Origin of the sequence: Patulibacter sp., assembly GCF_030655195.1 — a bacterium.
Classification (GTDB): domain Bacteria; phylum Actinomycetota; class Thermoleophilia; order Solirubrobacterales; family Solirubrobacteraceae; genus Patulibacter.
Window position 1 is genome coordinate 50,008 of sequence record NZ_JAURWA010000149.1, and the last position, 24,753, is coordinate 74,760.

Consider the following 24,753-nt stretch of genomic DNA (forward strand, 5'->3'; position numbering starts at 1 on the left):
CCCCATCCGGTACGACTACGCCATCCCGGCGTTGCGTCGTCGCCGGTCCGTCCCGTGCTGCACCTCCATCGCTCCCACCAGGCCGACGCGCTCGTCGGTGACCTCGCCCGTCTGCTGTCGCAGGTGCCCGGCGATCCGTTCGCGCGGGAGGTCGTCGGGGTGCCGACCCGCGGGGTCGAGCGGTGGTTGGCGCAGTCGCTGGCCGGGACGCTCGGTGCGCGGGACGGTCGTGCCGACGGGGTCGTCGCCAACGTCGACTTCACCACGCTGCGGGCCGTGGTCGACCGAGCGGTCGCCGGGGCGCTCGGACTGCGCGACGACGAGGACCCGTGGGCGGCCGAGCGGCTGCTGTGGCCGCTGCTCGAGGTCGTCGACGCGCACCTGGACGAGCCGTGGCTCGGCGTTCTCGCCGGGCATCTCTCGCGAACGGGCGCCGGGTCCGCCCCGCGTCGCCTGGCCGCCGTCCGGCACGTCGCCCGGCTGTTCGACCGCTACGCCCTGCACCGGCCGGGGATGCTCCGGTCCTGGCGCGACGGGGCCGATGTCGACGGCTCCGGTCGGGCGCTCGCGGCCGACGTCGCGTGGCAGGCCGAGCTGTGGCGCCGGACGGCGGAGCGGATCGACGCCCCCGACCCGGTGACCCGCCTGACCGACGCCGTGCGACGGCTGGGCGCCGGCCAGGGCACCCTCGACCTGCCCGACCGCCTGTCGCTCTTCGGCCTGACCCGACTGCCGCCCACCCACCTCGAGGTGCTCGAGGCGCTCGCCGCCCACCGCGACGTCCACCTGTTCCTGCTGCACCCCTCCCCCGCGCTCTGGGACCGCCTCACCGCCCTCGCCCCGTCCTCGACACCCCTGCGGGCGGACGACCCGACGGCGCGCTCGCCGCGCAACCGGCTGCTGACCTCCTGGGGGCGGGACGTCCGCGAGCTGCAGGTGCTGCTCGCCGCGACGGGCACGCACGGGCACGGCACGGACGACCGGCAGGCCGGTGGAGCGACGCCGGATGTCGGCCCGCCGACCCTCCTCCGTCGCCTGCAGTCCGACGTGGTGCACGACCGAGACGCGCCGGGTACGCCCGCCGGCGGGCGCCCCGACGACCGCGCGCCGCTCGCCGCCGACGACCGGTCCGTGCAGGTCCACGCGTGCCACGGACGGGGCCGTCAGGTCGAGGTGCTGCGCGACGCGATCCTGCACACGCTCTCCGAGGACGCGACGCTCGAGCCGCGCGACGTGCTCGTGCTCTGCCCGGACATCGAGGCGTTCGCGCCGCTCGTCCGCGCGACGTTCGGGACGGACGCGGCGCACGTCGGTGCGGGATGGCCGCCCGACCTGCGGGTGCGGCTGGCCGACCGGGCGCTGCGGCAGACCAACCCGGTCCTCGGGACGATCGACCGGCTGCTCGAGCTCGCCGGCGGACGGCTCGGGGCCCCCGACGTCCTGGACCTCGCCGGCCGGGCACCGGTCCGGCGGCGTTTCGGGTTCTCCGACGACGACCTCGCGCGTGCGACGAGGTGGCTCGCCGACGCCGAGGTCCGCTGGGGGCTCGACGCGGAGCACCGCGGGCCGTTCCGGTTGGCGTCGGTCGACGCGAACACGTGGCGTGCGGGGCTCGACCGGCTGCTCGTCGGGGTCGCGACGACGGAGGACGCGGAGCAGCTCGTCGGTGGGACCCTGCCGCTCGACGACGTGGGCAGCACCGAGATCGACCTGGCCGGGCGGCTCACCGAGCTGCTCGACCGCCTCGACGACTTGGTCGCCCGCTTCGCCGAGCGGCGGCCGTTCGCCGAGTGGGCCGACGAGCTCGCGCGCGCGGCGGACCTGCTCTGCCACACCTCCGAGGCCGACACCTGGCAGCGCCTCGAGCTCGACGGGCTGCTCCGCGACCTGGTGCTCGAGGGGCGCGACGCGCCGTCGTCGCCGCTCTCCCTCGACGAGGTCCGCGACCTGCTCGGCGACCACCTGCGCGGCCGGCCGAGCCGGGCGAACTTCCGCACCGGCCACCTGACCGTCTGCACCCTGCAGCCCATGCGGTCGGTCCCGCATCGGGTGGTCTGCCTCCTGGGCCTCGACGAAGGGACGTTCCCGCGGGGCGCTCCCCGGGACGGTGACGACCTCGTCCTCGCCGACCCGCACGTGGGGGACCAGGACGGCCGGTCCGAGGACCGTCAGACGCTGCTGGACGCGCTGATGGCTGCCGGGGACCGGCTCATCGTCACCTACACCGGCGCGGACGAGCGGACGAACGCGCGGCGCCCGCCCGCGGTCCCCGTCGGCGAGCTCCTCGACGTGATCGACCAGACCGTGCGGGTGCCGTCGGACGCCCCCATGGTTGACGCGCCCACCGGCGGCGTCCCCGCGAGCTCCCGGGTCGTCACGGAGCACCCGCTGCAGCCGTTCGACCCGCGGAACTTCGCTGCGGGCGAGCCGTTCGGGTTCGACGAGGTCGCCCTGGGCGCGGCCGTCGCCCTCGATGCGCAGCGCGCGAACGGTGGTCCGGGAACGGGTGACGGTCGGCCGTTCCTCGCGGCGCGCCTCGAGCGCCGGGTCGAGACCACCGTCGACCTGGGGCAGCTCATCTCGTTCCTCCAGCACCCGGCCCGGGCGTTCCTGCGCCAGCGGCTCGGGGTCTCGCTCCCCCGCGACGCGGAGGAGCTGCCGGCCGAGCTGCCCGTTGACCTAGACCCGCTGGAGCAGTGGGCGGTCGGTGACCGGCTCGTCCGCGCGTTCCGCGGCCGGGGCGACGACGACCGGGCCGCCGCGGCCGAACGGGCGCGGGGCTGCCTCCCCCCGGGCGAGCTCGGGGCCGCGCTGCTCGCGACGCTCGGTCGGGACGCCCGGCTCGTCGCCGACGCCGCGCGGGACCTCGTCGGGCCGTCCGTCGACCTCGGCTCGCTCGACGTCCGGGTCCGCGTGCCGGTCGGCGACGGCCTCGTGCACCTGAGCGGCACGGTCGCCGGAGTGCGGCCCGGCGAGGCGGGTGTCGACGCACCGACCGTCGTCGAGGTCGTCCAGTACTCGCGCCTGGGCCCGAAGCACCGGCTCGCCGCGTGGGTCCGCCTGCTCGCCCTGACGGCGACCCGGCCCGAGGAGCGCTACGAGGTCGTCACCGTCGGTCGACTCCGGTCCGGGGGTAAGAAGGACAAGGCGAGCATCAGCGTCTCCCGCATCTCGTCGCCCGGGGACGACGCCGCGTCCCGGCGGACCGCCGCCGTCGAGGCGCTCGCCCTGCTCCTGGACCTCCGTGACCGCGGGATGCGCGAGCCGCCGCCGCTGTGGTGCGCGACGTCGAACGCCTACGTCGAGCACGGGCCGCGGACCAAGCCGCACAAGTCGGCCTCGAAGGTTTGGGAGACCACCTGGAAGTTCGACCACGAGGACAAGGACGCCGAGCACCAGCTGCTGCTCGGCGGGGTCGTCCCCTATGACGTGCTCGAGGCGTTGGAGCCGCACGACGACGAGGTCGGACCCGGTTGGGACGAGACCGATCCCAGCCGCGCCGGACGGTGGGCGACCCGTCTGTGGACCCCGCTCCTCGCGGCCGAGACGCGGAGCGACGTATGACCGACCACGGGACCACCGCCGCGTCGTTCGACGTCCTCGGGCCGCTGCCCAGGGGCGTCGCGGTCCTCGAGGCGAGCGCCGGCACCGGCAAGACCTTCACCATCGCCGCGCTCACCGCCCGCTTCGTCGCCGAGGAGGGCGTACCGCTCGACCGGCTCCTCGTCGTGACCTTCACCCGGGCGGCGACGAGCGAGCTGCGCGAACGCGTCCGCGAGCGCCTGACGAGCGCGGAGCGGCTCCTCACCGACGTGCTCGACGGCACGCCCGTCCCCGCGAGCGACGAGCTGGCCCATCACCTCGCGGACGTCGCCCCGGACGAGATCCGGATCCGCCGCGACCGGCTGTCCGTCGCGGTCGCCGACTTCGACGCCGCGACGATCACGACGACCCACGGGTTCTGCCTCGCCGCGCTCGACGGGCTCGGCTTCGTCGGCGACGTCGAGCGGGGCTCCCGCTTCACCGACGACGTCCGCGACCTCGTCGACCAGGTCGTCGGCGACCTCTACGTCCGACGGTTCCACGAGCGTCGCGACGACGACCCGGACGGCGACTGGCCGCCCGTCGACCACGCCCAGGCGCACGCGATCGCCACCGCCGCGATCCGCAACCCCGGGGCGGACGTCGTGCCCGACCCCGCCGTCGCCGAGCCGGTCGCCGCGATGCGCGCCCGGCTCGCTGCACGGGCCCGCGACGAGCTCGACCGCCGAAAGCGCGACGCGGCCGTCATGACCTACGACGACCTGCTCGTCCGCCTCGACGACGCGCTGCAGGGCCCCGCCGGCAAGGGTGTCGCGGCGCGTCTGCGAGAGCGGTACGAGGTGGTCCTCGTCGACGAGTTCCAGGACACCGACCCCGTGCAGTGGCAGATCATGGACCGCGCGTTCGCGGAGGCACCGGGCGGCACGCTCGTCCTGATCGGCGACCCGAAGCAGGCGATCTACGCGTTCCGGGGAGCCGACGTCCACGCCTACCTGCGTGCGGCGGAGACGGCCACGACGCACGCCACGCTCTCGACGAACTGGCGCAGCGACGGGCCGCTCCTGGGGGCGCTCGAGGACCTGTTCCGGACGGCGCAGCTCGGGCACGAGCGCATCGTCTTCCGGTCCGTCGATCCGGCCGACGACCATCGCGAGCCCCGCCTGCGCGGGGCGCCGGTCGAGGCGCCCCTGCGGATCCGGCTCGTCGACCGCCAGGCGGTGGGTCTCCACAAGGGGTGTGCGACGGCCGAGCCCTCCCGGCAGGCGATCGCCGAGGACCTCGCCCGGGAGGTCGTGGGCCTCCTGGAGTCCGGGGCCGAGATCACCGCGCCGGGCGGCGCGGCGGAGGGCGTCCGACCGCGGGACGTCGCGGTGCTGGTCCGCCGCAACGCGGACGCCGCGACCGTGCAGCGCGCGCTGCAGGCCGCCGGCGTCCCGGCCGTCATCGGCGGCGCGGGCAGCGTGTTCGCCACCCCCGCGGCGCGGCACTGGCTGGCGCTGCTGGAGGCGCTGGAGCAGCCGAGCTCGCCCGTCCGCGCCCGCGCCCTGGCGCTGACCCCGTTCCTGGACCGGACGGTCGAGCAGGTCGCCGGCGACCCCGACGAGACCTGGGAGGCGATCCACGACCGTCTTCACGAGTGGTCGGAGATCCTCCGCGACCACGGCGTCGCGGCGCTCGAGCAGCGCGTGACCGTGGGTGAGCACGTGGCCGAGCGGCTGCTCGGCGGCCCCGCCGGCGAGCGCGAGCTGACCGACCTGCAGCACGTCGGGCAGGAGCTGCACGTCGCCACGACGACGGAGCACCTCGGCACCAGCGCCCTGCTGGGCTGGCTGCGCCGCCGGGTCGCCGAGGCCGACGACGACCCCGACGCCGAGCGCAGCCGGCGCCTGGAGTCCGACGCCGAGGCGGTGCAGGTCCTGACGATCCACCGCAGCAAGGGCCTCGAGTTCCCGATCGTCCTCTGCCCCTACCTGTGGCACCCGTCCTACATCGACCGGGCCCCGCACCCGATCGCGTTCCACGACCCGGAGGACGGGTTCGTGCGCAAGCTCGACGTCGGCTGCGACCCGGTCGAGTCGGCCGTCGCGATCGAGCGCGAGGAGCATGAGGTCCGCGGCGAGGACCTGCGGCTCGCGTACGTCGCGCTCACCCGCGCCCGGCACCAGGCGGTCGTCTGGTGGGCGGGCACGTCCGACTCGAAGCACTCGCCGCTCTCCCGCCTCGCCTTCGACCAGGCCGAGGACGGGCCCGTTCCGGCGGCGGGCACCGGCGTGCCGGCCGACGACGAGGCCGCCGAGCGGTTCGGCCGGCTCTTCGCCGACCGGCCCGAGGTCGTCGCCGTCGAACGCATCGACCACGACGCGACACCGGCGCGGTGGTCGGGCGGCGGACACGACCGGACGACGCTCCGGGCGGCGCGGTTCACGCGCTCCATCGACCGCACGTGGGGCCGCAGCTCGTTCAGCGGCATCGTCGCCGGCTCCCACGACGCGCACCCCGTCAGTGGAGGGCTCGTCGGGAGCGAGGTTCCCGAGGGCGCGGAGGGCACGGTCGACGATGAGCCGACGGACGACGTGGGTCCGGGCGGCACGCCGGGCGCGGGCCCGGGCGACGGCGTCGCAGCCGCGACCGGGGGCACCAGGTCGGACGGCGAGGGTTCCCCGGCGGCGGCCGGGACCGCATCGAAGGGGGCCGTGCCCGCGACGGCGGTCGACCGAGCCGGACCGGACGGCGATCCCGGACCGCCGGCGGCCGCGAGCGCCCTCGACGCACCCTCCCCCATGGCCGACCTGCCGGCCGGGCGGCACTTCGGCACCCTCGTCCACGACGTCTTCGAGGCCGCCGACTTCGTCGCGGAGGACGCTGACGCCGAGCTGCGCCACCACGTGCACGACGCGATCGCCCGCCGACGGCTCGACCTGCCCGATCCCGAGCGTCTCGTGTCGTCGCTCCGCGGGGTGCTCGACACGCCGCTCGGCCCGCTCGTCGGCGACCTGCCGCTGCGCCGCCTGACGCAGCGCGACCGCCTGAACGAGCTGACGTTCGAGCTGCCCCTCGCCGGCGGGAGCCGTCCGGCCGGGCACGTCCGGCCCGCGGCGATCGGCGCGCTGCTGCGGGAGCACCTGGACGAGGGGGACCCGCTGCTCCCGTACGCGGCGCGGCTCGAGGATCCGTCGCTCGCCACGTCGCTGCGGGGATATCTGACCGGCAGCATCGACCTGGCGCTCCGGACCCGCGGGGAGGACGGTCGCGACCGGTACGCCGTCGTCGACTTCAAGACCAACCGGCTCGGTCCCCGCGACCGCCCGGCGACCCTGCGCGACCACGGACCGGAGCAGCTCGGCGAGGCGATGCGCGACGCCGACTACGCGCTGCAGGGCCTCCTCTACCTCGTCGCCCTGCACCGTTACCTCCGCTGGCGGCTCCCCGACCACGACCCCGAGCGCGACATCGCCGGGCTGCTCTACCTCTTCGTGCGCGGCATGCGGGGAGCCGACACGCCGCGGGTGGACGGCACGCCCACGGGCGTCTTCGCCTGGCACGCGCCCGGCGCGCTGCTCGAGGCCGTGAGCGACCTCTTCGACCGGGGCGGGGCATGAGCACGACCGACGCGGACCCGTTCGACGCCCGGCTCGCGCTGCGGGCCGAGGGGGCGCTCCGGACCTTCAACGAGGCCGGGGTGCTGAGCGCGGCCGACGTGCACGTCGCCCGGCGCCTCGGCGCGCTGGTCGACGAGACCGACGACGCCGTCCTCCTGGCCGTCGCGCTCGCCGTGCGTGCCCCTCGGGTCGGGCACGTGCACACCGACCTCGCCTCCGTCGCGACGTCGACGGTGGTCGACGCGGAGGACGCCGTCGACCTGGGCTCCCTGCCGTGGCCGGCACCCGACAGCTGGGTCGACACCGTCGCCGCGAGCGCGCTGGTCGTTCAGGGCGACGATGACGGGACCCGCGCACCGCTGCGGCTCCTCGGCACGCGGCTCGCACTCGACCGGTACTGGCACGAGGAGCGGCGGGTCGCCGCCGACCTCCGGACGCTCGACGCCCCCGCCGGCGCCGTCGACGAGGTCGTCCTCGAGGCCGGGATCTCCCGGCTGTTTCTGCCCGACGTCGACGCGGAGCCTGGGCAGCTCGACCTGCAGGCGGAGGCGGCACGCACGGCGGTCCGCCGGCGGCTCGCGGTGATCGCCGGCGGACCGGGCACGGGCAAGACGACGACGGTCCGCAAGATCGTCGCCCTGCTGCTCGAGCAGGCCAACGCGGCCGGAGCCCCGGCGCCCCTGATCGCGCTGGCGGCACCGACGGGAAAGGCCGCGGCCCGCATGGAGGAGTCGCTCCGCGAGACCGCCGGGGACCCGGGGATCACCCCCGACGTCGCGGCACGGATCGGTGCGCTCACGGCGTCGACGCTGCACCGGCTGCTCGGCTCGATCCCCGAGGTGCGCACGCGGTTCCGGCACCACCGCACGAACCGGTTGCCGCACGACGTCGTCATCGTCGACGAGACGTCGATGGTGTCGCTCTCCCTCATGGCGCGGCTCGTCGAGGCGGTCCGCCCCGACGCCCGCCTGATCCTCGTCGGAGACCCGGGGCAGCTCGTGTCGGTCGAGGCCGGTGCCGTCCTGGGCGACATCGTCGGACCGGCGCGGTCGGGTGGGACGGACGCGGCGCCGGAGACCACGGGTTCCTCGCCGTCGCCGCCCGGGAGTGGCAAAGGCCTCGACGAGGCCGTCGTCGTCCTGCAGCGGGTCCGGCGCTTCGGACGGGAGATCTCCGCCGTCGCGCAGGCCGTCTCAGCGGGTGACGCCGACGGCACAGTCGACGCGCTGCGCCGGGGCGGGTCCGCCGTGGAGTGGTTCGCGGAGGACGTCGCCGGGACGGGCACTGAGGCGCTGCAGGTCGTCCGCGAGCGGACGGTCCGGGCGGGACGCGCGGTGTTCGAGGCGTCGGCCGCGGAGGATGCCGCGGCCGCCCTCCGGGCGCTCTCCGACTTCCGGCTGCTCTGCGCGCACCGGCGCGGACCGTACGGCGCGGCCGACTGGACCCGGACGATCGAGGGCTGGCTGACCGACGCCGTCCCCGGCTTCGACGCGACGCACCGGTGGTACGTCGGCCGCCCGCTGCTCGTCACCACGAACGACTACGGCCTGCGGCTGTTCAACGGCGACACCGGTGTCGTCGTCGGGACGGAAACCGGCGAGATCGCCGGGGTCTTCGAGCGCGCCGGCGGCGTCGTGCGGTACGCGCCCTCGCGCCTGGGCACCGTCGACACGGTCCACGCGATGACGGTCCACAAGGCCCAGGGCTCGCAGTTCGGCGAGATCGTCGTCGTCCTGCCGCCCCCGGGCTCGCCGCTGCTGACCCGGGAGCTGCTCTACACGGCGGTGACCCGCGCGGAGCGGCGCGTCACGCTCGTCGGCAGCGAGGAGGCGATCCGCGCCGCGGTGGTCCGGCCGGCGGGTCGGGCGACCGGGCTGCGGGAGCGGCTGTGGGGGGCGGGGGCCGAGTAGGACCGAGATCGCCGTTCCGGAGCCAACGTCAGCGCTCGCCGCGTTTCGACCCTCAGCCTGGCTGACCAGCCCATGGAACATCGCAACATTTCGGCGGCGAAGTCGGCGCCGTGTTCGTCTGGTCCGGCGACACGGGGCCGTCGATGCTCGAGGCCGTGCAGCTCACGAACCACGCGCTGGCTCGCATGGCACTCCGCAGAATCTCGCGGATCGACGTCGAGCACGTCCTCGCCACCGCCCGGGAGGCGACCGTCCACGCCCACGGTGCGACGAGCCACGTCGGAAGTGCGCTCGACGGCCGGGGTATCGTGGTCCTCACGGAAGTCGACGACCACGACCGGATCATCACCGTGATGCTGGAGGAGGACCGCTAGTGCAAGCCATCTACGACAGCCAGGCGCGCGCGATCGCGATCCAGCTGGAGTCCGACCCGCGTCAGGACCGCACCGACGAGGTCGCCCCGGGCGCGATCGCCGGGCTCCGCGACGGCAGGATCGTGGAGGTCGAGCTCATCGGCGTCGGCAGTGCGGATGACCTCCAGCGCATCGGTCTGGTGTCCGCGCGGTACGGACTCGACCCGGAAGCGATCACCGCGGCCTTCCACGCGGCGGTCTCGGCGCCCGATCGCCTCGTGACCATGACGGTGACGGCACGGGCCGCTTGAGCGGCCTCGGCACGCGAACGCCGCGAGAGTCGGGACTGCCTCCGTCGGGCGCGAGCGGACCGCGTCAGTCCCACATGCCGCTCGCTTGGAACACGAGCGGGGCGCAGCATCGCGGGCACGCGGGATCGACATCGACGGCCTCGTCATCTCGCTCGGCCTCCATCCCCAGCCGACGCAACCGCTGGCTCCCGCACTCCGGACAACGCCCCCGCCCCGATGCCGGCTCCGGACCGTCGGGTCCGGGACGAACGGTGAGGACGGTCGTCAGGCCTCCGCACGCCGCGCAGGACCGCAGCTCGCGGTCGGAGATCATTCCCGGCCCGATCAGCAGGAAGGTGCTCTCGTAGTCGCAACTGGTGGCCGGGCACTCGTAGCTGCCGAAGATCCCCATGCGTCGAGGTCGGGCGCGGAGCGGGTTTCCTGACGGCTGCCGTGGCCCGGGCTGAGGCGGCGGTGCTCTCGCGCTGTGAACGGCTCAGATGTCGGCGGACAGTCCGCCGCCCATCTCGTCGGCACTGGTCCGCTGGACGTCCCCCAGCCGCCGTCGCAGCCGCCACAACGCTGCCCGCACCGAGTGGGCATCGTCGGCGGCCACCCACACACGGCTCGTGTCGCCCGACCACTCCACCACTGCCACAGCGGTGCGGAGTTCGACGAGGACGGTCCGGGCGTCCCCGTGCCGAAAGCTCGCGACCGGATCGAGCAACGCGAAGCCCGACGCGACCGTCGAGACATCCGCGACCTCATGATGGAGGAGTGCGCGGTCGGTGATGGTCGAGACAAACTCGTCCTGGATCGCCGCGCGGGCTCGGGCGGCAACGTCGCGTGGGACGTCCGCGGCTCGACGGGCGACGGGTTGCTGCAGCGGTGGCCCGTCGTGGTCCGTCGGTGCGCGTCCGGCCGGCGTGCCGGGTTCGGTCGCGGAACCGGCGACGCGGGCGTCGGGGACTCCGCGTCGCGACGGCGAGTGGGTGTCGCCCCCGGTCGGAGGCGTCGGTGCCGCTCGCCCAGAGGGATCCGCGTTCGCGATCCACGTCCGGCGTTCGTCCTCCGTCGCCTGCAGGACCGCGAGTGCGACCGCGACGGCCGGCTCCGGCGAACCCGCCGGGTCGACACGACGGGCGGTCTCCTCGAGCGCCTGCATCGCGTCGGCGTCGGGATCCAGCGACGAAAGCTCGACGTGGAATCCGAGGGCGTCGCACCAGTACCGCCCGTCGAGTCGCAGGATCGTGGGAGTGCCGTACCGAAAGCCCCGTGCCAGGGCCCGTCGTTCGCGACGGGCCACGGCATCCAGGGCGAGTTCACCGATCGGCTCACCGAGGCCCGAACGGTCGTCGTCGTCGTACGTCATAGGAACGTCGCCGTCCGGCGTCCTGCAGGAACGAGCGCGCGAGTCCAGTCCTCAGAGCCGGTACGCCACGAACCGGAACGCCGTGCCGGTCGTGTACTCGTCGCAGCGCCAGCCGGTGCGACCGGTCTTGCCGCAGTGCCAGGTCACGTAGCCGTCGAAGAAGCCGGTGGGCAGGCGGTTGCCGTAGCTGCGCGCCCACGAGCGACGGAGCCAGCGGTTCATGACGTACTTGGCGCTGGCGCAGTTCATGCCGCGCTGGGGGCGCAGGCTCTTGAAGATCGCCGGGACGCCGGCCGCGTTGTAGGTGATGCCGGAGTCGCCGGTCGAGCAGGCGGCCTGGGCGGCGCCGGGTGACGCGACGAGGAAGAGGGCGCAGACGGCGACAAGGGTCGCTGCGGTGCGGCGGATGCGGGACGACATGGTGGAGCTCCTGGGTTGCGGGCCCGCGGGGTGCGGGTGCAGTGGAGGTCGTCAGGCGGGCACGGGTTCTGACGGGCCGGTCCTCTTTTCCCGCCGGCTTCGCGGCTCCCCGACCACCGCCGTCCCGCTCGTGGCGGGACGGCGGCGAGACCACTCCTACGTCGGGCTCGTCAACCGCACGCCGACCGCCGGTGGAAGCTGGAGCTCCAGCGCTGAGACCACGGCCGTGATGGCGAACGCGTCGAGGGCGGTCCCCGCGTCAGCGCGGAGCAGCACGCCCGCCGCGTCCAGCAGCGGGACGCCCCGCGGCGCGAGGCGGCCACTCAGGTCGATGCCCGCCGTGGCGGTCCAGTGCAGCGCACCGAAGACCGGGACGCCGGCGAAGCCCCCGCGTTCCAGAGCACCCCGGACCTTCGCGACCTGGGTGAGCACGTCGAGGGCCGCCTGGGTCTGCCTGCGCCGGTTCACGAACAGCTCGTTGTCGCGCACCGCTACGTCGCCGCTCCAGGCCTTCGTGTCCGCGACGATCACGCCGGCGGGTCCGACCAGGACGTGGTCGATGTTCGCGCGCGCCCGGGTCGATTCGCGGCGGTCGTGGAGGACGACGACGTGCGGGAACGCCTCCCGCAGCGCCGCGAACCGGGCCGCCGCAGTCGCCTCGCCGTCGGCGCCGGTCTTCCACGCCGTGATGTGCTGCGGGACGGGCTCGTCGGGGTCGTACGTCTCTCCTGCCGCCCCGACCTCCGTCCGACGCTTGGCGCGCCAGTTCGCGAGGCGCCGTTCGTACTGGTTCAGGGCGCTGCGGCCGGCGGCGGGATCCGGCAACGGGCGGCCCGCGGCCGGGTCCGGCGTCTCCCGGTCCGTCGGCGCGTCAGTCAACGAGGCGCTTCTCGCGGGTGGCCCGTTCGGCGGTGCGTCGGGCACCCGGACACCCGGCGGCATCCGAGGCAGGTGGGTCGACGGGCGTCCGCTGGCGGGCGGCGTGTCCGGCACCCGGACGCCCGGTCGCATCGGTGGGAGACCCGTCCCGTCGCCCGACATCCGGCGCCGGACGATCCGGGCGACGCGCCCCACGACGAGTGCCACCCCGAGGAGCAGACCGAGACCCACGGCACCGCGGACCCAGGGCAGCACCGCGTCGGCGATGGGGACGATCGCGACCGACAGCGGCGTCTTCCCCTCGAGATTCGAGGCGACGACCCGCTCGCTGCGCAGCACGGTCGGCCGGGCGCCGGTCCGCAGCAGGTGGACGCAGAGTCGGAGGGCCCCGTCGCCGGGAAGCGCGACGGATCCCACGCTGCGGAAGACGCGACCACGGCGGAGGGCGACGCCGGGGCGGGGTCCGATGACCGGTTGCCAGCCGACCCGGACCGACCCGGTCGGCGGCTCGACGACACCGGTCGACGTGGCGCTCGGCATGGGACACGGCGCGGCGACCGACGTGCGGCCGAGCACGCGGAAGACCACCGGCGCATCCGACGACGAGCGACGGACGCGCCCGGCGAGCGTGAGGGTCGCGCGATCCCGATCGCGGTCGACCGCCACCCGCAGCGCAGTGCCGACCGCTGCCGACGGTTCCGTGCCGGCACGGTCGAACGGCGGGGCGTAGGTCAGCCAGACCGTCAGGCAGATCGCCAGCACGAGGACCGGGGCGAGAAAGGATGCGGTCGCGCGGGTCGGGAGTCGTCCTGATCGTCCGCGCGCGGCCACGCCGGCATCCTGGCGTTGGAACGCCGGATCCGTCAGGCACGGAGGACGGATGGCCGAGCGCCGTCGGGAGCCACTGCCCGTGGCGCGCATGCCCTGGCGGCTACGAGATCCCACGCGAACGGGTGGTCTGCGGGCCGGGCGGAACTCGCCACGGCGCGGCGTCAAGGCCGGCACCGTTCGGCCCTGGTCCCGATACAGCAATGGCCCGCAGACTCGCGCCATGACCACTTCGCAAGACGAGACCGTTCGCGGGGACTTCGTGGAAGGGGGCGAGGATCCGTCGTGGGACGCCCTCTACACGGCCCTCCAGCCTCGGACGCTGGCCGACTTCTTCTCCTGGATGGGCGACGTCGACCTCGACGACGGAACGCGTGTCCACGTGTACCGGCACTCCGACTCGCGATCGTTCCTGCACGTCACCGACGACGGCCGCGCACTCATCTACGTCGGCGACGAGGACCGGTATCGCTTCGTTCCGCTCGCCGACGCGGTGCTGAACGCCTTCGTGCCCCGGCAGCATCCGGTCGTGCCGTTCGACGACGCAGGCTGTGCCGCACTCGACGCGATGTACCGCGTGCTCTGCGACGTGTCAGACGGGCTCGGGATCGAGCGGCCCGAGCGGGACGTCGTGATCCGGGTGCCCGACGACTCGACCTCGGCGCCGTAGCCGTCGCTTGGCTCCGATGGACCGCAACCGGCCAGCGGGGTGGGCTCCGCACCCGGCCGAAGAGGGCGATCGTGCTGCTAGCACTTCTGCTAGCACCGTCGCTACCGTGAGGGGCATGGCCACGTTGCACCTGCGGAACGTTCCCGAGGATCTCGACGCCCTGCTGACGCAGGACGCCGCCGCGCACGGGCAGTCGAAGAACCGGCGTGCCGTCGAGCTGCTCCGGCGTGCTCTCGGCGTGGACCAGGTCGAACGGGCGGCGCTGGTCGCCGAGATCCGCCGCGAACGAGGCACCGTCGACGTGGACATCGCCGCGATCATCCGGGACGACCGGCCGATCGATGCCGGCTGACGCGTCGCGCGTCGGGCACCTGCTGCTCGACGCGTCGGTCCTCGTCGAGCTCGTCATCGCCGGGCGTCACCGTGCCTCGGCGGACCGGGTCCTGGACCAGATCCGGGACGACGGCGATCTCGTCATCGTCACGGCCGCGCACGGCATGGTGGAGGCCGCCAGTGCGATCCGTCGGCTGGTCCGGGCCGGCGCCCTGGACGCCGAGCAGGGGAGCGCCGCGGTCCGGTGGCTCAGCACCTTCGACGTCGTTCTCGACCCGACCTCACCGCGACTGCACGCCATCTGGCGCCTGCGGGACACCATGACCGCCTACGACGCCGCGTACGCCGCCGCGGCGGACGCCCTCGGCCTGCCGCTGATCACGACCGACGAGCGCCTACGACGAGCGTGCTTGAGCGCGGGGATCGCCTGCTCGCACCTCGACGAAGCGTTCGCCGACTGACGCAGGTGCGGCCCGAGCGGTCGCGGCGGCCCAACCCCCCTCAGAACGAGCTCTTGCTCTCCAGCTCGTCCGTGTTGACGTCGAAGCAGAACTGGTAGCCCGAGAGGAGCTCTCCCTTGCGGCCGTAGTAGGAGCAGCTCGAGCCGACGGGCTTGTCGAGGCCCTCGATCTCGGAGGAGAACTCGTCCGCGCTCTCCGGGTCGCCCAGCTCGGCCTCGACCTCGGACTTGGCGTCGCCCGTCTTGATCGACCGGTACTGCGCCGGGGTGATGGCTGTGCGGTCGTTCTCGTCCTGGACGTCGTTCGCCGCGCTGCCGACGAGGGCGACGCACCCGCCGATCAGGATCGTGAACGCGATGAGGATGCCGAGGGTGACCTTGATGACGGTCTTCATGGTGGGACTCCGGGGAACGGCGCGCCGGACCGGGCGCGGGGCGGGCCGGTCCTGGTGGTCCGGCGTCAGCAGGTCGGGCCGGCGGGGGCGGGTCTGACACGGGACAGGAGGAGACGGCGGGCCGTCAGATCCGAGCGCTCCCGGGCGACCGCACCGCACACCCACCAGGAGCCCTCACCGTGTCCCACGACCACTACGACCTCGACGACCAGCACTGCGGATCGTGCTGCTCGGACGGCGGACCGATCCCCGTCCGCATCGTCCGCGGAGACCCCTACGCCGGACCCGACGGGCAGGTGCGCCTCGCGTTCGAGGCGTGGGTGCTGCGGGTGCTCATCGTGCTCTACGTGGTCGGCGCGATCTTCTACTGACCGGGCCGCGGTCCCGCGAGCGACGCAGCGCGATCGTCGACGCCCGTAGGCGGGTGCCCGCCCCTCAGCGCCCGCCGCGCCCGGCCCCCCGCCCGTCGCTCTGGTTGCTCGCGTTCAGCCGCGCGACCGCCCAGCGACGGCCGACGGCGCTCAGCGCCAGGGCGACCCCGAGGGCCAGCGCGACGACCGGGCCGTCGAGGATCAGCCCGACGACGATGCCGATCACGAGACCCACGAGCGCCGGCGCGATCATCGACGACGTGAACGGGGACGGGCGGCGCTCGGGCATGCCCGCGACCCTAGTGGGCGCGTTGCCGCTCGGGCGCAGGCCCCGTCATCACCCCACCGGCGGCAGCCTGCGCTCCAGCGCCGCCACGATCTGCAGGACGTCCTGGAAGCCCAGGACCTCGCCGTCGGCCGCCAGGCCCAGCACGCCGAGGGCGTCGAGGACCGGGATCCCGTGGGCGACGAGGGAGCCGTTCAGGAGGACGTCCTCGGTCTCGACGCAGTGCAGGGCGCCGCGGACCGGGATGCCGCCGTAGCCCGCCATGCCCAGCAGGCCGCGGACCGTGGTGACACGCGCGACGACGCCGTCGACCACCGCGGTGCGGTCCTTTCCGGCCACGACGAGGCGGTCGTCGCGGACCTCGACGAAGCCCTCCCAGCGGCTCGAGCTGGCCACGACGATGCCGCCCGGACCAACGAAGAGGTGGTCGATCGTCGCGCCGCGCGGGCCCGGGACGCGGCGGTCGTGCAGCGCCTGGACGTCGGGGTACATCCCCGTCATCGCCCGGAAGCGCTCGGCGGCCAGGCGGCCCGCGCCGTCGCCGACGCCCCAGACCGCGACGTGCCACGGCGGCTTCTCGTGGGGGTCGAAGGGCTTGCCCGCCTTCTCGGTCTCCTCCTGCCGACTGGCGCGCCAGACCTCGAGGCGTCGCTCGCCGATGCGACGGATCCGTCGGCGGACGCCCGTGGCGTCCACCCGCGGGTCCTCGGACGGCACGACGTCCGGCACCCGGACGTCGGCCGGCAGGGCGGGGAGCGCCCACGCGCGACCGCGGCGCCGGGCCTCGACGACGAGGATCGCCAGCGTCCCCGCCACGACCGCGACGACGATCAGCACCAGCAGCGAGAGGACGACGGCGTCCTCCTCCAGCGGCGTGTCGAACCCCGGGCCGCCCGAGGCCGACGCGTCGGGCAGCGCGACCGCGACGGTGCGGACGACGTCGGGCCGGTCGCCGCCGCGGGCCAGGCGGATGCAGAGCCGCCGGATCGCGGTGGTCGGCAGGACCAGCGTGCCGGACATCCGGATCGGCTCGCCCGCCGGCAGGACGACGCCCGGCGCGGGACCGACCGAGGCACGCCAGCCGATCCGTCGCTCGCCGATCGGCGGGGTGATCGTGCCGTTCGCGGCGACCTCGGGATCCGGGCAGGACGTGACGTCGTCGGTGCGCCCGGTGACGTGCAGGACCGACGGCCCGCGCCCGTCGCTGGGACGGACGCGGCCGGTGATCGTCACCTTCGTGCCGTCGCCGGCGCGTTCGGTCAGCGCCCGCAGCGGGGTGGACCGGGCACCGCCACCGGCGGCGGTGTCGCCGTCGGCACCGAAGGGACCGACGGCCAGCGCGATCCCGACGAGCGCCAGGACGACCACGAGGCCGACGACCCCGGCGATCGTCAGCGACCGGCGCGACCCGGGCGACCGGCCCTCGCCGGGCGGACCGCCGTCACCGGGTGAGCGGCCGGCGCCGGGTGGGCCACCGTCGCCGGGCGGACGACCGTCTCCGGGCGAGCCGCCCGCTGCAGGGCGCGTGTCCGCCATCAGTCGGCGACCGCCGGCGGCGCGGTGCGCCGGGCGGTCGTCGGCCGACAGGGGTGCATCGGCCGGAGTCTACGGCGGGGTCGGCCGAGGTTCGACCCCTCACCCCCCGAACTTGCCCTCCCCCGGGTCCTGGTCCGTCGTCGTGTCGCCGGCCTCGCCCGCCGTCCGGCGGCGTTCCTCGTCGCGGGCTCGGCGGCGGTTCTCGCGACGCTCCATGTTCGCCATCGACTGGCGCTTGTTCGTCTTCTCGTAGTACTCGGCGCGCTGGTTCTTGATCGACCGCTCGACCGGCTCGATGAGGGCCTGGATGGAGTTGCTCATCAGCAGGTCCGCCTCCACCGCGAGCTCGTCGGCCAGCTCGGGCGGCGCGCCGGCCATCGCGTCCTGCAGGTCGATCGCGGCCAGGCGCATGATGTCGCTGCCGCCCTGGACGTCGCCGTAGCGGAGCGCGTCGGCGGCGTCCTTGCGCGAGCGCTGCGCCTTCTGGAACGCGACCTCGGTCCGCACGACCGGGTTCGGGATGCGGCCCGCCGCGGCATCCCCGGGGACGACGCCGACGTGGATCGGCAGCTCGACGGTCTGCTGCTTCAGCGTCGCCGTCTCGGTCCAGCGCATGGTCAGCCCGCAGACCTCTGCGAGGCCCAGATCGCGCAGGGCGGGGATCGTCGCCTGCAGGAGCAGCTTGCGCTCCTCGCCGGCGACGAAGTTGCCGAGCTCGACCAGGAATCCGCCCTCGACCTCGCTGACGGGCAGGTCGTTGAACAGCGTCACGGACTGCACCGCGGTGCCGGGCCGGACGGTCAGGGTCGCGGCCTGCACGACTTGGTCGAGCAACCCGTCGACCTCGGCGGCCAGCGCCCCGCCGACGGCGTCGGCCTCCTCCGCGAAGTGCACGTTGCCGGCGCCGCCCGCGGCCACGGCCGAGAGCAGGTCCTCGTCGTAGCCCAGGCCGATCCCGACCACGCCGATCGAGATCCCCTCGCGCCGCACGGCGGTCGCGAACGTCCCGAGCTGGTCGTGGTCCACGTGACCCCGGTTGGCGTGGCCGTCGGAGAGCAGCAGTACGGTCGCGCCGCCGTCGCCCTTCGTGCGGCGGGCCTCCTCGATCCCGCGGATCAGGCCGCTTGCGAGGTCGGTCATGCCGCGGGGCTCCACCGTCGCGATCGCCCGGCGCACCGCGTCCCGATCGGTCAGCGGCCCGCTGGGGACGACGACCTCGACCGCGCTGTCGAAGGTCACGAGCCCGAAGCGGTCCTTCGCGTCGAGCCGGCCGATCAGCTCGTCGAGCGCGGCCTTCGCGGCTTCCAGCGCGCCGCCGCTCATCGACCCGCTGCGGTCCAGGACGACCTGCAGGGTGTGGGGCGGGCGGGCGGCCTGCGTCTCGGACTCCGGGGCCTGCAGCTCGAGGAGGATCGACAGCTCGTCCTTCGTCTCGACGGCGATCATCTCGACGTCCAGCAGCGTCTTCAGGTGCATGGCGATTCTCCTCGGGTGGTCTGCGCGGACCACGGTGGTCCGGCGCTGAGGAGGGAGTCGCCGAGGGTGGGGCGGATCTGACAGCGGGCGGGCGGGTCGGCCCGGTCGCGTCAGTCCGCCGAGGACTCGCGGAGGCGGTCGACCCGCGGGGCGAGGGAGGCGTCGATGACCGGGTCCCCCGCGTCGAACCGCCGGGCCAGCTCGCGGTACAGCGGCTCGACGTCGCCGCTGACCCGGTCGATCATCACGCTGCGACCGTCCAGGTCGCGCAGCACGAGGATCGGTGCACGGACGCCCATGGCGCGGCGACCCCCCATCGCGATCCGTTCGATCCCCGCGCTCGAGAGGCGGTCGAGGTCCACCGGCGGACGCCACGCGGCCGCGCGGTGGTGCAGGAACCGCCCCTGCAGGACGATCCGGTGCTGCAGGACCTGCCAGGCGAGGATCCCGAAGACGACGGCGCCCGCGGCGAAGCCCACCCGGCCCCGGTCCACGTCCGCCAGGCTGCCGACGCCGCCGTTGCCCGCGACCGCCATGAACGCGAGGCCCAGGGTCAGCACGACGTACGGGACGAGCAGCAGGGTGCGCGGCCGGGAGAGCACGGTGCCCCCTGGCGCGGGCGCGTTGTCGGGCGTCGGCGCCGGATCCGGGACGGACGCCCCGGAGCGTTCCGCGGGCGGGTCGGCGTCGTGCCGGTCCTCGAGCGGGTCGGGGACTCCCTCGAGAGCCCACGGCGTCGGATCGTCGTCCCGGGAGGACACGGACGCAGCATGCCGGGCGGGCCCCCGGCTGTCGAGCGCGGATCACGGTCCGGGTGCCGTCGCAGGGGCACCCGGACCGGCCTCGGACGGCCCTAACCCAGGATCGCCCGCGCGACCGGGAGGTAGCCGCTGCGGTGACCCGTGACGTTGGGGTGGTAGGACTCGCCGATCGGGTTGGAGAAGCCGTTGAGCCACGCCGAGGTGTCGCAGACCGCGTGGCCGACGAAGCCCGGGATGACGTCGCCGAACGAGAAGCCGTACGCCTGCGCGCGGCCGCGGATCGTGGTGCGCATGAGGTCGGCGGTGGCGTTCAGGCTCGTCTCGTCGGCGGGCGAGAAGAACGTCGCGGCGTTGCAGTCCTCGCCGTTGAAGATGCGCGGGTAGCCCAGGACGGCGACCTTGGCGCTCGGTGCGCGGCTCTTGATCTGCGCGTAGACGCTGTTGAGCTTGGCCGGCAGCGTGTTGCGGATGTAGTTCTGCGCCGTCGTGACCGCCGCGGCGCAGTTCGACGCCCAGGCGGGCAACGCGCACTCGGTGAGCACGTCGGCGAAGCCGGCGTCGTTGCCGCCGATGGAGATCGACACGAGCTTCGTCGTCGAGGTGACGGACGAGATCTGGTTGGCCAGCACGTCGGCGGTGGTGGCGCCGCTGCAGGCGACGAAGGTCAGCGAGGTGTTCGGGCGGGCGGCGGCGAGCAACGCCGGGTAGGCGCTGTTGGAGCGCTGGCAGGCGGTGTTCGTGTACGTGCGGGTGCCGGTGCCTGAGGAGTACGAGTCGCCCAGGGCGACGTAGCGGTCGGCCGCGGACGCGGCGGCTGGGCCGCCGATCAGGACGGCGAGGAGGGTGGCCAGCGCGAGGGCTGCGCGGCGGGCGGTGCGGGACATCGGAGGGACCTGTTCTCGAGGTGATCGGGAACTCCGATCCTGCTCCCCCCGTGGGATCCCTTGGTGACCATCCGGTGGCCGGGAGGCCGGTGGCGAGTGGCGGGAGCGCGGGCGGCGATTCGTGGCAGGGGACGGTTCGCGGGTCGGTGGGGGTGAGGTCGGCGAACTGGCGGTCGGCCGGGCCGTTCGACGGGCGATCGGCCGGGGCCGACGCGCCGGTCGGATCGGGCCCGCGCCGCGGCCGAGGCCGACGCGCAGGTGTCAGACGCGGGTGCCGGCGCCCGACCCCGTGCCATGTCGCCCGACGCGCCCGCCCGCTTCCTCGACCACGACTTCCCGGAGGTCTTCACGGTGTGGGCGTGGGACCGGAAGGACCGGGACTGGTGGCTCGAGCGCACCTGTCACGTGGACGAGCTGCAGCGGCTGGACGACGGCGCCTACGTGCACCGGACGATCGGCTCAGCGCTCTACCTGCGAATCGTGAGCAGGCGCGGCGGAGTGCTGACGATCGAGGACGGTGGCGGTCGGCGGTGGCGGTGCCTCGTCCTGCCCGACGTCGGCGGCACGTACGAGAACCCGTGGGGCCGGGGCGGCGCCGGGTCGTGAGCACCGTGCGTCGGGCCCACGGCCCACGGGTACCGTCCCGGCATGCGTACGCCGCAGCCACCGCTCCCGTTCCGTCGACCCCGGACCTCGGTCCCCGGCACGCCGGCCAGAGTCGGCGCGCCGCTCGTCGCCGCGGTCGCGCTGGCCGCCGTCGCGGCCCCCGCCACCCAGGCCCAGACGTCGCCCGCGCCGAAGCCGCCCCACGTCCTGCAGACCACCGACGACTCCATCAGCCGCCTCGGCCCCGTGCGGGTCAACACGCGGACGTCGAACCTGTCGAACGCCTACCGCGCGTTCGGCCGTCCGACCTCGTCGAGCGGCCGCGGGAACGTCCGCCGGGTCCGCTGGAAGGCCGCGGGAGTCTCGATCCTCGGCGTCACGTTCGGGGGATGCCGCCGGAAGACGTGCCGGACGAACGAGCTGCTCGTCCAGTCCGCCCGCGTGACCGGGCCGCGGTGGCAGACCGCCGCCGGGCTGCGGGTCGGTGAGCCGGCCACGCGCATCCCCGAGCTCTACCCCAAGCGCAAGGCGCCCTCGGACGGGTCGGGGAACGTCGTCCTGACCACCGCGTTCAGCCAGATCGGCGACCCGGGCGACATCCCGATCGTCACCGCGCGCGTCCGCGGCGGCGTCGTCACGGGCTTCGACGTGTGGGTCGGGGCCGCGGGCGACTGACGGGGGCGGCGCGGGACGGACCGGGCACGGGTGCCGGACCGGTGACCGGGCGCCGGCCGTCCCGTCGCCGGCGCCCGACATCTCCGGGCCCGAGCACCCGTACCCTCCCCCGCGATGCCTCGGCTGATCGTGGACGGGTCGAACGTCATGGGTGCCCGGCCCGACGGCTGGTGGCGCGACCGCACCGGCGCGCGGATCCGGCTCACGGTGCAGATCGACGAGGCCGCCGACGAGCTCTGCGGCCGACTGCTCGACGACCGCTCCGCCGAGGTCGTGGTCGTGCACGACGGCCCGCCGACCGAGATGCAGCTCCTGCGGGTGCACGTCGACTTCGCGGGGCACGCCGACGACCTGATCGTCGACCTGGCCGGCCCGGGCGACGTGGTCGCGTCGTCGGACCGCGAGCTCGTCCGCCGGTGCGAGGCCAAGGGGGCGACGACGGTCGGGGCGGGCAGCGTGCTGCGGCTGCTCGGCGGGCGGGGCGACTGAGGCGGCGGGCCGGCGACGGGGACGGCGGCCGCACGTCGGCCGATCGCCGCGTTCCAGGAACGCGATCCGCCAGCACGGGGATCGGGAACACGAGCACGCCGGCGCCCCGGCCCGCCGCCGCGTTCCAAGAACGCGATCCACCGGCACCCGGATCGGGAACACGAGCACGCCGGCGCCCGGCCCGCCCCCACCAACGACGACGGGGCGGCCGAAGCCGCCCCGTCAGAGGGTCACCGACCGCGACCGGGCGTCCGCCGCCGACCCATCGGGCCGGCAGCGATCGCCCGCCCGCGACCTACTTCGAGACCGAGATCGTCGCGCGGCGCGTGACGGACTCCTTGCCCGACGTCGCCACCGCGGTGAGCTTCAGGGTGGCGGAGCGCTTCGCGCGGAGCTTGCGGCCCGACAGCGTCACGTTCTTCGTGCCGCCGGCCGGGACCTGGACCGTCGTGCGCGAGATCGTGGTCGAGCCACGCTTCAGGGTCAGGACGACCTTGGCCGACTTGGAGGACAGGATCGAGACCGGCACGCCCTTGCGGGCGACGGCGCTCGTCAGGCGACGCGGGACGGCGACGCCAGCGGTCAGGCGGACCGGGGCGGGGACCGTCGTCGTCGGGCCCGTCACCGTGGTGGTGGGACCGGGGACCGTGGTGGTGGGACCGGCGACCGTGGTCGTCGGACCGGGGACCGTCGTCGTGCCCGACGGGAGCTTCGACGGCACGCGGCGGAACGTCAGCAGCGGGAACAGGTCCGTCTGGTCGATCGTGCCGGTGATGTTGGCGGCCTGCGGGCCGACGGCCATGACCGGGACGGCCGCGCCGGTGTGCTGCTGGCTCGGGGCGCCGGAGGCGGGGACGTGCGTCGTCGTGTTGCCGCCGTTGGTGCCGTAGGAGATGCGCAGCTTCGAGCCGTCCGGCGTCGTCAGCGTGCGGAAGTAGCCCGTCGGGGCCTCCTGCTTGCTCACGTCGTCGTTGTTGGCACCGGTCGGCGCGGTGATCGGCGACGCGCTGACGATCTGGGAGGAGTGCGAGTGGTCGGCGGTGACGATCACCAGCGTGTCGGGGTGCGACGACTGGTAGTCGAGCGCCTGGCCGATGGCCTTGTCGAACTGCAGCGTCTCGCCGATCTGCTCGCACGGGTTGGCGGCGTGATCGCGCTTGTCGATCGACGCGCCCTCGACCTGGAGGAAGAAGCCCTTGTCGCCCTGCTGCTTGTCGAGCAGCGACAGCGCCTTGGCGGACATCTCGCTCAGCGCGGGCTCCTGCGGCGCGTCCTTCTCGCGGTGCGTCGTGTCGCAGGTGTCGGGGTTGCCGTCGACGTTGGCGACGGCCGCCGTCTGGCCCTTCCACTCCGTGACCATGTTGGCCGTGTTCTTGTCGACCTCGGTGCCGTCGTGGAACAGGCCGAGGATCGGCTTGGCGCCCGGCTTGTCGCCGAGCGTCGAGAGGCCGTCCATCTGCGTCTTCGTCGTGACGTACTGGAAGCCGTCCTCCGTGGCCTTGTCGACGACCGTCTTGTTGCCCAGCGGCGACAGGGTCTGCTGGAAGCGCGCGCGGCCGGCGCCGAACGTGATGTCCGGGCGCAGGTCGACCTGCTGCTCGGCGACGGAGCCCAGGGCGCCGGCGTTCGCGGTGCCGTCGGCCTTGATCTTCGCCTCGGTCGGGCAGGTCGAGCGGGTGTCGGCCGGGCCCTGGCAGGCGCGCTGGCTGACGTGCGCGGTCGGGCCGGCGGGCGTGGCGTCGGTGACCTCGGCGGTCGTGACGTTGCCCGTCCACTTGCCGAGCTTCTTCGCCGCCTCGATCGTCGTCTCGAGCTTGGGGCCCGGCGTCGCGCGGTTGGCGCTGTTGCCCTGGCCCAGGCGGTTGATCTGGGTCTTCTGCCCCGTCGACCAGGCGGTCGCCGTGGAGGCGGAGTCCGGGTCGAAGTTGATCTTGCCCTGCGTCGCGACGTCGTCCAGCGGCGTCAGGTCGTAGGTGGTGGCGACGCCGCGGAACGGCAGCCGGTCCATGTTCAGCGGCTTGTCGACGCCCTGGTAGTACCGGGCGATCGACACCTCGGACTCGCCCATGCCGTCACCGACGAGCAGGATGACGTTCTTCGGCGTGGCCGGGTTGATCTGGGCCGCGAGACCGGCGGAGCGGTCGGCGGTGGTGTCGCTCGTGACGGCCAGCGCGGTGGCGCCGCCACCGGCGACGACCGCGACGGCTGCCGCGGCGGCGATCAGCGGCCGACGGCCGCGTGGGATGCGAGGTGTGGGCATCGGGGGGTCCTTGGGTGGTTCTGGGGTGGGGAAAGAGCGGAAGGGGGTGCGGGCATGGGCCGCCTGAGCCGCCGGGGTGGGCGGTCGACGGGCTCGTGACCCGGGTGACGTCGGCGGGGCCGACGGTGGTGCTGGGGCTGCGGGCTGCGCCCGGACCGACGACGCTGCGGACCGGGTCGACGGACGCCCGCGCCCCGGCCGGAGGACCGGATCCGACCGCCGACCGATCCGGACGGACGACCGGGAGCCGGGGCGACGACCGAGAGCGGAACGACCGACCAGGGACCCGGATCGACCGGGGCCCGCGCGGCGGGCCGCGCCGGGTCGCCCGATCGGCGCGCCCGGGCGGCGGCTCAG

At 74.5% G+C, this 24,753-nt stretch carries 22 protein-coding genes; 12 read left to right on the plus strand and 10 right to left on the minus strand.

Translation table 11 applies throughout. The annotated features are described in order from the left end of the window. Positions 1-54: 54 nt before the first annotated feature. From recC to Q7T67_RS16920, 5 genes are all read left to right on the plus strand, one after another. The gene (gene recC / locus Q7T67_RS16900; RefSeq protein ID WP_304792358.1) at positions 55-3,564 is read left to right on the plus strand and encodes an exodeoxyribonuclease V subunit gamma; all 3,510 of its coding nucleotides are present in this window, start codon (positions 55-57) and stop codon (positions 3,562-3,564) included. Then, positions 3,561-7,142: a UvrD-helicase domain-containing protein gene (locus Q7T67_RS16905; RefSeq protein ID WP_304792361.1), complete on the plus strand. Its 3,582-nt coding sequence runs from the start codon at positions 3,561-3,563 to the stop codon at positions 7,140-7,142. The genes recC and Q7T67_RS16905 overlap by 4 nt, the downstream gene beginning before the upstream one ends. Continuing rightward, a complete protein-coding gene (gene recD / locus Q7T67_RS16910; protein ID WP_304792364.1) occupies positions 7,139-9,052 on the plus strand; it encodes an exodeoxyribonuclease V subunit alpha in 1,914 nt (637 codons plus the stop codon). Before Q7T67_RS16905 ends, recD begins: the two co-directional genes overlap by 4 nt. 110 nt (positions 9,053-9,162) lie before the next feature. Further along, the gene (locus Q7T67_RS16915; protein WP_304792366.1) at positions 9,163-9,426 is read left to right on the plus strand and encodes a DUF4258 domain-containing protein; all 264 of its coding nucleotides are present in this window, start codon (positions 9,163-9,165) and stop codon (positions 9,424-9,426) included. Next, a complete protein-coding gene (locus Q7T67_RS16920) occupies positions 9,426-9,716 on the plus strand; it encodes a hypothetical protein (protein WP_304792368.1) in 291 nt (96 codons plus the stop codon). The genes Q7T67_RS16915 and Q7T67_RS16920 overlap by 1 nt, the downstream gene beginning before the upstream one ends. 475 nt (positions 9,717-10,191) lie before the next feature. Here the strand turns inward: Q7T67_RS16920 and Q7T67_RS16925 are convergent, their stop codons facing one another. From Q7T67_RS16925 to Q7T67_RS16935, 3 genes are all read right to left on the minus strand, one after another. Next, the gene (locus Q7T67_RS16925; protein WP_304792372.1) at positions 10,192-11,067 is read right to left on the minus strand and encodes a hypothetical protein; all 876 of its coding nucleotides are present in this window, start codon (positions 11,065-11,067) and stop codon (positions 10,192-10,194) included. 51 nt (positions 11,068-11,118) lie between these two features. Next, positions 11,119-11,487 (minus strand): hypothetical protein, encoded by a 369-nt coding sequence (locus Q7T67_RS16930; protein WP_304792374.1) that lies wholly within the window; start codon positions 11,485-11,487, stop codon positions 11,119-11,121. Positions 11,488-11,643: 156 nt separating this feature from the next. Beyond that, positions 11,644-13,197 carry a nuclease-related domain-containing protein gene (locus Q7T67_RS16935; protein WP_304792377.1) on the minus strand — a complete coding sequence of 518 codons (1,554 nt, stop codon included), beginning with the start codon at positions 13,195-13,197 and terminating at the stop codon, positions 11,644-11,646. Between the two features lie 220 nt (positions 13,198-13,417). Here Q7T67_RS16935 and Q7T67_RS16940 point away from each other — a divergent pair, with 220 nt between their 5' ends. The 3 genes from Q7T67_RS16940 (at position 13,418) to Q7T67_RS16950 (ending at position 14,658) form a co-directional block, all read left to right on the plus strand. Continuing rightward, the gene (locus tag Q7T67_RS16940) at positions 13,418-13,864 is read left to right on the plus strand and encodes a hypothetical protein (RefSeq protein WP_304792380.1); all 447 of its coding nucleotides are present in this window, start codon (positions 13,418-13,420) and stop codon (positions 13,862-13,864) included. A gap of 115 nt (positions 13,865-13,979) precedes the next feature. Beyond that, positions 13,980-14,216, plus strand: coding sequence for a hypothetical protein (locus Q7T67_RS16945; protein WP_304792381.1), 237 nt, complete (start codon positions 13,980-13,982; stop codon positions 14,214-14,216). Beyond that, positions 14,206-14,658 carry a type II toxin-antitoxin system VapC family toxin gene (locus Q7T67_RS16950; protein WP_304792384.1) on the plus strand — a complete coding sequence of 151 codons (453 nt, stop codon included), beginning with the start codon at positions 14,206-14,208 and terminating at the stop codon, positions 14,656-14,658. Before Q7T67_RS16945 ends, Q7T67_RS16950 begins: the two co-directional genes overlap by 11 nt. A 40-nt stretch (positions 14,659-14,698) precedes the next feature. Here Q7T67_RS16950 and Q7T67_RS16955 read toward each other — a convergent pair whose 3' ends face one another. After that, entirely contained in the window at positions 14,699-15,052 is a 354-nt protein-coding gene (locus Q7T67_RS16955) for a hypothetical protein (protein ID WP_304792387.1), read from the minus strand. Between the two features lie 179 nt (positions 15,053-15,231). Between Q7T67_RS16955 and Q7T67_RS16960 the strand changes: the two genes are divergently transcribed. Next, positions 15,232-15,423, plus strand: a complete 192-nt coding sequence (locus tag Q7T67_RS16960) for a hypothetical protein (protein ID WP_304792389.1) — start codon at positions 15,232-15,234, stop codon at positions 15,421-15,423. Between the two features lie 64 nt (positions 15,424-15,487). Here the strand turns inward: Q7T67_RS16960 and Q7T67_RS16965 are convergent, their stop codons facing one another. The 5 genes from Q7T67_RS16965 to Q7T67_RS16985 form a co-directional block, all read right to left on the minus strand. Next, positions 15,488-15,712, minus strand: a complete 225-nt coding sequence (locus Q7T67_RS16965) for a hypothetical protein (protein ID WP_304792392.1) — start codon at positions 15,710-15,712, stop codon at positions 15,488-15,490. Between the two features lie 48 nt (positions 15,713-15,760). Further along, positions 15,761-17,245 (minus strand): hypothetical protein, encoded by a 1,485-nt coding sequence (locus Q7T67_RS16970; RefSeq protein ID WP_304792395.1) that lies wholly within the window; start codon positions 17,243-17,245, stop codon positions 15,761-15,763. A 99-nt stretch (positions 17,246-17,344) separates the two neighbouring features. Then, positions 17,345-18,721: a VWA domain-containing protein gene (locus tag Q7T67_RS16975; RefSeq protein WP_304792398.1), complete on the minus strand. Its 1,377-nt coding sequence runs from the start codon at positions 18,719-18,721 to the stop codon at positions 17,345-17,347. Between the two features lie 110 nt (positions 18,722-18,831). Beyond that, on the minus strand, positions 18,832-19,482 hold the full coding sequence (locus Q7T67_RS16980; RefSeq protein ID WP_304792400.1) for a hypothetical protein: 651 nt from the start codon (positions 19,480-19,482) through the stop codon (positions 18,832-18,834). A gap of 92 nt (positions 19,483-19,574) precedes the next feature. Continuing rightward, positions 19,575-20,366, minus strand: coding sequence for an SGNH/GDSL hydrolase family protein (locus Q7T67_RS16985; RefSeq protein WP_304792403.1), 792 nt, complete (start codon positions 20,364-20,366; stop codon positions 19,575-19,577). Positions 20,367-20,660: 294 nt separating this feature from the next. Between Q7T67_RS16985 and Q7T67_RS16990 the strand changes: the two genes are divergently transcribed. From Q7T67_RS16990 to Q7T67_RS17000, 3 genes are all read left to right on the plus strand, one after another. Further along, complete coding sequence (locus tag Q7T67_RS16990) at positions 20,661-20,972, plus strand: hypothetical protein (RefSeq protein WP_304792405.1); 312 nt, start codon at positions 20,661-20,663, stop codon at positions 20,970-20,972. Positions 20,973-21,014: 42 nt separating this feature from the next. Continuing rightward, positions 21,015-21,647, plus strand: coding sequence for a hypothetical protein (locus Q7T67_RS16995; RefSeq protein ID WP_304792408.1), 633 nt, complete (start codon positions 21,015-21,017; stop codon positions 21,645-21,647). A 114-nt stretch (positions 21,648-21,761) separates the two neighbouring features. Continuing rightward, on the plus strand, positions 21,762-22,136 hold the full coding sequence (locus tag Q7T67_RS17000) for a hypothetical protein (protein WP_304792410.1): 375 nt from the start codon (positions 21,762-21,764) through the stop codon (positions 22,134-22,136). Between the two features lie 295 nt (positions 22,137-22,431). Here the strand turns inward: Q7T67_RS17000 and Q7T67_RS17005 are convergent, their stop codons facing one another. Beyond that, entirely contained in the window at positions 22,432-24,396 is a 1,965-nt protein-coding gene (locus Q7T67_RS17005) for an alkaline phosphatase (RefSeq protein ID WP_304792413.1), read from the minus strand. Positions 24,397-24,753 lie beyond the last annotated feature (357 nt).

Excerpts from the sequence above, each read along its gene's own strand:
- Q7T67_RS16905 (WP_304792361.1), top strand. The coding sequence starts at position 3,561 with ATGACCGACCACGGGACCACCGCCGCGTCGTTCGACGTCCTCGGGCCG.
- recD (WP_304792364.1), top strand. The coding sequence starts at position 7,139 with ATGAGCACGACCGACGCGGACCCGTTCGACGCCCGGCTCGCGCTGCGG.
- Q7T67_RS16925 (WP_304792372.1), bottom strand. The coding sequence starts at position 11,067 with ATGACGTACGACGACGACGACCGTTCGGGCCTCGGTGAGCCGATCGGT.
- Q7T67_RS16930 (WP_304792374.1), bottom strand. The coding sequence starts at position 11,487 with ATGTCGTCCCGCATCCGCCGCACCGCAGCGACCCTTGTCGCCGTCTGC.
- Q7T67_RS16940 (WP_304792380.1), top strand. The coding sequence starts at position 13,418 with ATGACCACTTCGCAAGACGAGACCGTTCGCGGGGACTTCGTGGAAGGG.
- Q7T67_RS16945 (WP_304792381.1), top strand. The coding sequence starts at position 13,980 with ATGGCCACGTTGCACCTGCGGAACGTTCCCGAGGATCTCGACGCCCTG.
- Q7T67_RS16950 (WP_304792384.1), top strand. The coding sequence starts at position 14,206 with ATGCCGGCTGACGCGTCGCGCGTCGGGCACCTGCTGCTCGACGCGTCG.
- Q7T67_RS16955 (WP_304792387.1), bottom strand. The coding sequence starts at position 15,052 with ATGAAGACCGTCATCAAGGTCACCCTCGGCATCCTCATCGCGTTCACG.
- Q7T67_RS16965 (WP_304792392.1), bottom strand. The coding sequence starts at position 15,712 with ATGCCCGAGCGCCGCCCGTCCCCGTTCACGTCGTCGATGATCGCGCCG.
- Q7T67_RS16970 (WP_304792395.1), bottom strand. The coding sequence starts at position 17,245 with ATGGCGGACACGCGCCCTGCAGCGGGCGGCTCGCCCGGAGACGGTCGT.
- Q7T67_RS16975 (WP_304792398.1), bottom strand. The coding sequence starts at position 18,721 with ATGCACCTGAAGACGCTGCTGGACGTCGAGATGATCGCCGTCGAGACG.
- Q7T67_RS16985 (WP_304792403.1), bottom strand. The coding sequence starts at position 20,366 with ATGTCCCGCACCGCCCGCCGCGCAGCCCTCGCGCTGGCCACCCTCCTC.
- Q7T67_RS16990 (WP_304792405.1), top strand. The coding sequence starts at position 20,661 with ATGTCGCCCGACGCGCCCGCCCGCTTCCTCGACCACGACTTCCCGGAG.
- Q7T67_RS16995 (WP_304792408.1), top strand. The coding sequence starts at position 21,015 with ATGCGTACGCCGCAGCCACCGCTCCCGTTCCGTCGACCCCGGACCTCG.
- Q7T67_RS17000 (WP_304792410.1), top strand. The coding sequence starts at position 21,762 with ATGCCTCGGCTGATCGTGGACGGGTCGAACGTCATGGGTGCCCGGCCC.
- Q7T67_RS17005 (WP_304792413.1), bottom strand. The coding sequence starts at position 24,396 with ATGCCCACACCTCGCATCCCACGCGGCCGTCGGCCGCTGATCGCCGCC.